This is a genomic window from Gemmatimonas sp., from assembly GCF_044345575.1.
In the GTDB taxonomy this organism is placed as follows: Bacteria; Gemmatimonadota; Gemmatimonadetes; order Gemmatimonadales; family Gemmatimonadaceae; genus Gemmatimonas.
The window spans coordinates 21490-27820 of record NZ_JBIJAW010000010.1 but is presented as its reverse complement, the minus strand read 5'-3'; the positions used below and the strand labels follow the sequence as shown (position 1 = coordinate 27820).

General features: G+C 66.1%; 7 protein-coding genes. 6 read left to right on the top strand and 1 reads right to left on the bottom strand.

What is annotated here, in order from left to right; genetic code table 11:
* The 3 genes from priA to ACIQ6O_RS01605 all read left to right on the top strand — a co-directional run.
* Positions 1 to 731, top strand: a 731-nt coding sequence (gene priA, locus ACIQ6O_RS01615) for a primosomal protein N' (RefSeq protein ID WP_396206016.1), incomplete at its 5' end; no start/stop codon positions are given.
* 45 nt (positions 732 to 776) lie between these two features.
* A complete protein-coding gene (paaK, locus tag ACIQ6O_RS01610; protein WP_396206015.1) occupies positions 777 to 2081 on the top strand; it encodes a phenylacetate--CoA ligase PaaK in 1305 nt (434 codons plus the stop codon).
* 46 nt (positions 2082 to 2127) lie between these two features.
* Positions 2128 to 3282: an aminotransferase class I/II-fold pyridoxal phosphate-dependent enzyme gene (locus tag ACIQ6O_RS01605; RefSeq protein ID WP_396206014.1), complete on the top strand. Its 1155-nt coding sequence runs from the start codon at positions 2128 to 2130 to the stop codon at positions 3280 to 3282.
* A gap of 218 nt (positions 3283 to 3500) precedes the next feature.
* Here the strand turns inward: ACIQ6O_RS01605 and ACIQ6O_RS01600 are convergent, their stop codons facing one another.
* Positions 3501 to 4079, bottom strand: a complete 579-nt coding sequence (locus tag ACIQ6O_RS01600) for a YceI family protein (RefSeq protein WP_396206013.1) — start codon at positions 4077 to 4079, stop codon at positions 3501 to 3503.
* Between the two features lie 232 nt (positions 4080 to 4311).
* On the opposite strand from ACIQ6O_RS01600, the gene ACIQ6O_RS01595 reads away from it, so the two are divergent.
* Genes ACIQ6O_RS01595 through ACIQ6O_RS01585 form a run of 3 tightly spaced genes read left to right on the top strand, consistent with a single transcriptional unit; the run spans position 4312 to position 6303 of the window.
* Positions 4312 to 5106, top strand: coding sequence for a hypothetical protein (locus ACIQ6O_RS01595; RefSeq protein ID WP_396206012.1), 795 nt, complete (start codon positions 4312 to 4314; stop codon positions 5104 to 5106).
* Positions 5103 to 5588: a Fur family transcriptional regulator gene (locus ACIQ6O_RS01590; protein WP_396206011.1), complete on the top strand. Its 486-nt coding sequence runs from the start codon at positions 5103 to 5105 to the stop codon at positions 5586 to 5588. Before ACIQ6O_RS01595 ends, ACIQ6O_RS01590 begins: the two co-directional genes overlap by 4 nt.
* 16 nt (positions 5589 to 5604) lie before the next feature.
* On the top strand, positions 5605 to 6303 hold the full coding sequence (locus tag ACIQ6O_RS01585) for a cytochrome c biogenesis CcdA family protein (RefSeq protein ID WP_396206010.1): 699 nt from the start codon (positions 5605 to 5607) through the stop codon (positions 6301 to 6303).
* Positions 6304 to 6331 lie beyond the last annotated feature (28 nt).

The following is a 6331-nucleotide window of genomic DNA, read 5'->3' as shown; positions in this document are numbered from 1 at the left end:
AGCAGGTGGAGAAGCTCATCGCTGAGCGCTTCCCAGAAGCGCGCATCGCGCGCATGGACGTGGACACCACCAGCGGGAAGTGGGCGCACACACAAATCCTCGATCGCGTGGCGCGGCACGAAGTGGATATCCTGCTGGGCACGCAGATGATCGCCAAGGGCCTCGATTTTCCCAACGTGACGCTGGTGGGGGTGGTGGATGCCGACACGGGGCTCAACCTGCCGGATTTCCGTGCCTCGGAGCGTACGTTTCAGCTGCTCAGTCAGGTGGCCGGGCGGGCCGGGCGCGGCGCGAAGGGCGGGGAAGTCATCGTACAGACGCGCATGCCCAATGCGCATGCGGTGCGCCATGCGCTCACGCATGACTACCTCGGCTTCGTGCGCGAGGAGCTTGGTGCCCGACGCAGTCCGGCGTATCCCCCGTTCGTGCACATCGCCAATGTGATCGTGAGCGGCGTGCATCAGGAGGCTACTGCAGCGGCGGCCACAGCGGCGGCCGAATGGGTCACGCAACTGATGCGCAATCGGGGGCTGCGCGACCTGGTGCTCGTGGGTCCCGCGCCGTGTCCCATCGACCGCATCAAGGATCGCTGGCGCTGGCACTTTCTGCTCAAGAGCTCACAGCCCAAGCTCATGACGCGCGTGTCGCGCTACATCGCCGAGCGGTGTCCGGTGCCCGGAGATTCGGAGCTGCGGCTGGTGGTGGACCGGGATCCGGTGAGTTTGCTGTAGCTGTTCCCACCCATCGCGCCTTTACCCCGACCCCCGGATTTACAGATGCCTGTCTTCACGCCAACGCCCGTCGACCTCGAGCCGATCGAGCGCGCCAGTCGTGATGAATTGCAGGCGCTGCAGCTCGAGCGGCTGCGGTGGTCATTGCAGCATGCTTACGACCATGTGCCGCACTATCGCGAGGCATTTGACGCGAAGGGTGTGCACCCGAGCGACTGCCGCTCCCTGGCCGATCTCGCGCAGTTTCCGTTCACGACCAAGGATGACCTGCGCCGGCACTATCCCTTGGGACTGTGCGCGGTGCCGCGGGAGCAGGTGGCGCGCGTGCACGCATCGTCGGGGACCACGGGTAAACCCACAGTGGTGGCGTATACGCAGCGCGACATCGATACGTGGGCTGATCTCGTCGCGCGCAGCATTCGTGCGGCTGGTGGGCGACGTGGCGACATGGTGCACGTGTCGTACGGTTATGGCCTCTTTACGGGCGGACTCGGCGCTCACTACGGTGCGGAGCGGCTCGGCTGCACGGTGGTACCCATGAGCGGCGGGCAAACGGAGAAGCAGGTGCAGCTCATTGAGGATCTCCGTCCCGACATCATCATGGTCACGCCCAGCTACATGCAGGTGATCATCGAGGAGTTCCGTCGGCAGGGGAAGGACCCGGCGGCGATGTCGGTGCAGGTGGGGATCTTCGGCGCCGAACCATGGACGGAGGCGATGCGTGCCGACATCGAGCGTGCGGCGGGCCTCAAGGCGGTGGACATCTACGGACTCTCCGAAGTCATGGGCCCCGGCGTGGCGTGCGAATGCGTGGAAACGCAGGACGGCCCGGTCATCTGGGAGGATCATTTCTTTCCCGAGATCATCGACCCGGAGACCGGCGCTGTGCTCCCGGATGGCAGTGAGGGCGAGTTGGTATTCACCTCACTCAGCAAGGAAGCGCTGCCGGTCATCCGCTATCGCACGCGTGATCTCACCCGGCTGCTTCCCCCCACCGCACGCAGCATGCGCCGCATGGGGAAGATCGTGGGTCGCAGTGACGACATGCTGATCATTCGCGGGGTCAACATGTTCCCCACACAGGTGGAAGAACTGGTGCTGCAGCAGCCGATGCTGTCGGGGCATTATCAGATCGAAGTGTCGCGTGAGGGGGTGCTCGATGCGGTGCTGGTGCGCTGCGAACTGCTCCCTGCCTATGGCACTGCCGACACCGAGCGCCTGGGACGCGACCTGCAGCATCACATCAAGGCGATGATCGGGGTGAGCTGTCGCGTGGAGGTGTTGGGGCCGGACGGCATCGAACGGTCCACCGGCAAGGCGCGACGGGTGATCGACAGGCGGCCGCGGTAAGGCCACGGGGGCCGTGCGCACGGCCCGCCCGATGTAGTTTTCAGCCATGTCGCGCACCTCACTCTCGGCGATTCCGCCGTACGTCTTCTACGAGCTCGACGATCGCCGCGTGGCGGCGCGTGCTCGCGGACAGCAGCTCATCGATGTCGGCATCGGTAGCCCCGATGGCCCGATTCCGCCGGTTGTCGTGGAGGCGATGCAGCGGGCGGCCGCTGATCGTGCGCTCAGCGGCTATCCGTACTTCCGGGCGCACCCAGCGTACCGCGACGCGGTGGCGGCGTATCTGCACGCACGCTTCGGCGTCACCATCGATCCCGTCGCGCAGATGCACGCGCTCGCGGGCTCGAAGGAAGGGATCGCTGAACTGATTCTGTCGCACACGAATCCCGGCGACGTGGTGCTCGTCCCCGAGGTCTACTACCCGGTATACGCCCGCGCTACGATGCTCGCCGGCGCCGAGCCGGTGTTCATGCCGTTTCTCCCCGACGGCCGTCTCGATCTCGATGCCCTCGACGCCGCGGCGGTCGCGCGCGCGACGGTGATGATCGTGAACTATCCGGGCAATCCCACGACGACGTCCGTCACGGTGGACGAACTGGCGCGCTATGTGGCGTTCGCGGAGCGGCATGGCATTCTGCTGCTCAGCGACCTGGCGTACAGCGAGCTGTCATTCGACGGGTTCGCGGTGCCGAGCGTGCTGCAGGTGCCGGGCGCCGAGCGGGTGGCGGTGGAGACGCACACGTGCAGCAAGAGCTTCAACATGGCCGGCGTGCGCGCGGCCTTCGTGGTGGGTAAGTCGGAAGCCATTGCGCAGCTCGATATGTACCGGTCGAACATCGGGTACGGCGTGAGTACGCTCTCGCAGGTGGCGGGTGCGGCGGCGTTCACGCATCACGCGGAGATTGTGCCTCCCATCGTGGCGGAGTACCGGGCGCGTCGTGATGCGATGGCGGCGGCGTTCAACGCGGGCGGGTGGGCGGTGGAAGCGCCGCGCGCCACGATGTACCTGTGGTTGGACGTGCCGCAGGGCTTCGATGACTGGGGGTGGGTGGATGCGCTCATCGAACGCGCGGGCGTGGTGGTGACGCCGGGCATGGCGTTCGGGGACGCGGGACGGGGGAAGTTCCGGATCTCGCTGGTGCAGGAGAGCGCGAAGCTGGTCGAAGCGGCGAACGGCATCGTTGCGGCTGCGAGACGGTGAGCAGTGAGATCCGAGAGGTGAGCGGGAGAGTTGACGGGTGAGCGTGAGAGGTGAGCCCGGATAGAAGTGAGAGTTGAGCGATCTCGAAGTGAGAGGTGAGGGGATATGGAAAACGCCCCCGGGCGCGTTGCGCCGGGGGCGATTTCCTTCCCCCCGGGCGCGTTGCGCCGGGGGATTTTCTTCCCCCAGGCGCTGCGCGCTGCGGGGACTACCGCTGATTACTTCGCGGGGGCGGGTTCCTTGAGGGCGATGTCCCACTGCACCTGCACTTCGTTCTCGATGGGGTTCACGGCGGGATCGTAGCTCACGCCGAAGTCCTTGCGCAGGACGGTGAGCGTCCCGCGGAATCGACCGACGCCCTTGTCGTAGAACATGACCGAGGCAGGCACGACGATCTTCTTGGTTACGCCCTTCACCGTGAGGTCACCGGTGATCTCGAGCTTGTTGGCGGCGGTCTGCTTCACGCCGGTGCTCTTGAAGGTGATCGTGGGGAACTTGGCCACGTCGAAGAAGTCGGGGCCGCGCAGGTGATTGTCGCGCATGTCGACGCGGGTGTTGATGCTCGATGCGTCGATGGTGAGGGAGATCGTCGAGTTCTCGTACTTGGTCGCGTCGAGCTTCACATCGGCATCCCACTTGCCGAAGAACCCGTGGGCACTGAGCATGCGCGAGTCGGCCACGAAGTTGATCTCGCTGTGCGCCTTGTCGATGACATGCGGCTTGGCTTCCGGGAGCGGGCGGGCGGCAACGATCATGGGCAGCGCCAACGCGGCGGCCAGACGACGGGCAGTGAACATGAATTCCCCTGAATTGGTGCGGCGGTGAAGGCCGGGGGTCGGACATGACCTCCCAACAGATTCTGTCCGGACGATGGTTGGACAGGCAATGATCAAGAACTAAGATACAGGCTCTGCGGGTAAACGCAACCCCCGCTGCGCCTTGTTCCGGCCCACGGGCGCCGGTGATCTTTCACAGGTTCCGGTGTAGTCGTTCTCCACCGGGCGTCGTGTCTCACCCGCACAGGCTCCAATGACCGCACCGGTTCCCGCCGTTCCCGACGACCAGTCGCCCGCCCCACAGGACTCCCCCGCGCTCGAGGCGGCGCCTGTCCGGGTGATCCCCGATCGCGCTGACGCGCCGGTCTCCGAAGTGACTGAGCGCTTCCTGCGTGCGGTGGTGGCGACGGTCCCGGTTGAGCTCATCGAAGAGCTGCATCTCTTCTCGCCGTTGCGGCAGGGCACGCTGGAAACCGGCATCGCCGTGCTGGCGGCGCGGGTACCGCTCGCAGTGGTCGAGGAGCCCGCGGGTGAGCCGGAGTTGCCGTTCGTGGAAGAGGCGAGCGAGGCGGTGGAGCGCGTAGAAACGGCGGACGTAGAAGCGCCAGCCGTAGAAGCGCCAGCCGTAGAAGCGCTAGCCGTAGAAGCGCTAGACGCGGACGCGCCGGAGGCGGAGGTCCCGACCGAGGAACTCGAGGTCGTGGCCGACGCGGGTGACGACGACGAAGATGTGTCCGTCGTCGAGCAGCCCCTCGTGGAGGCATCGGCCGATGAGAGCGATGAGGCTGAGGCGGTGAGTGAGGTGCCGACCGTGACGGCCGAGCGACCGGTCCGCCACACGGTGTACACGGCGCGCTACCGCTACGTCATCAAGGGGCCCGAGCGCGGCAAGTGGGAGTCGAACATCAAGGACGAGGCCGACGCGCCCCTTGTCACCGTTGAGACCGTCGTGCGTGGCGTGCAGCGTCGCGCCGGCGAAGAGTCGGAGATCGTGCGCTACAGCGGCGCGCAGATCGCGCGGGCGTTGCGCATCCCTTACCCCGCGTGAGTCACACCTCCGACGACGCGGCCATCCAGGCGGACAAGGAAGCGTTTCGCGCCTACCTGCGCGATCACAACCTGCCCGCCACGGCGCAACGATTGGCGATCGCCGACGTCGTCTTGGGGACCGATCGTCATCTCTCGGCCGAGGACGTCGCCCGGGAGTTGCGGGACCGCGGCGCCAGTGCAGGCACGGCGACCGTGTATCGCACCCTCGAGGTGCTGGTGCGCAGCGGCCTCGTGGTGGAGCGCGATTTCGGTGAAGGGTTCAAGCGCTACGAAGCAGCCCGCGGTGTGCCGCATCACGAACATCTGCTGTGCACGGCGTGCGGGCGGGTCACCGAGTTCCGCGACGAGCGGCTCGAGCGCATGACGCAGTTGCTGGCCGATGCGCATGACTTCTCCCGCCAGCGTCATCGTCTGGTCATCTACGGTCTCTGCGGCGACTGCCGCCGCGGCCGCCCCTCCGGGTCATACAGTGGCTCCTGAATCGCTCACCGTTCTCGTGGCGTTTACCGCTGGGCTGCTCAGCTTCCTGAGCCCCTGCGTGCTACCGCTCGTGCCCAGCTACCTCACGTTCATCACGGGTATGGGGCTCGACGATGTGACGCGGGCCCGCCGCACAGCGCTCATCCACGCGTTTCTGTTCGTGCTGGGCTTCACGTTCATCTTCGTGGCACTCGGCGCGGGGGCCAGCGCCTTCGGGCAGCTACTACGGGAGTATCGCGCGTGGATTGCCCGCATCGGCGGCGTGATGATGGTGCTGATGGGGCTCTGGATGCTCGACATCATCAAGGTGGGCGCGTTGCAGCAGGAACGACGCATGCACCTCAGCGACAAGCCCCTCGGCTACCTCGGCACCGTGTTCGTAGGCATCGCCTTCGGCGCCGGCTGGACGCCGTGTCTCGGGCCCACGCTCGGGGCGATCCTGCTGTTGGCGGCCAACGAAACGGAGCTGTCGAAGGGGATCGTACTGCTGACGGCCTATTCGCTCGGCCTTGCCGTACCGTTCCTGCTCAGTGCGCTCGCCATCGAACGCTTCCTGGGCTTCTTCCAGAAGTTCAAGCACAACATCGGCCGCGTGAACCGTATCGCGGGCATCCTGCTCGTGATCGTGGGCGTCTTGATGTTCACGGGGTGGTTCGAGCGGCTGGCGGCGGTACTGCAACCGCTGACGCCGGAGTTTCTCGTTGAGCGGCTCTGAGATCTGAGACCCGAGACTCGCGCGTGAG

Coding starts and splice junctions, on each gene's coding strand:
- paaK (WP_396206015.1), top strand. CDS start 777: ATGCCTGTCTTCACGCCAACGCCCGTCGACCTCGAGCCGATCGAGCGC.
- ACIQ6O_RS01605 (WP_396206014.1), top strand. CDS start 2,128: ATGTCGCGCACCTCACTCTCGGCGATTCCGCCGTACGTCTTCTACGAG.
- ACIQ6O_RS01600 (WP_396206013.1), bottom strand. CDS start 4,079: ATGTTCACTGCCCGTCGTCTGGCCGCCGCGTTGGCGCTGCCCATGATC.
- ACIQ6O_RS01595 (WP_396206012.1), top strand. CDS start 4,312: ATGACCGCACCGGTTCCCGCCGTTCCCGACGACCAGTCGCCCGCCCCA.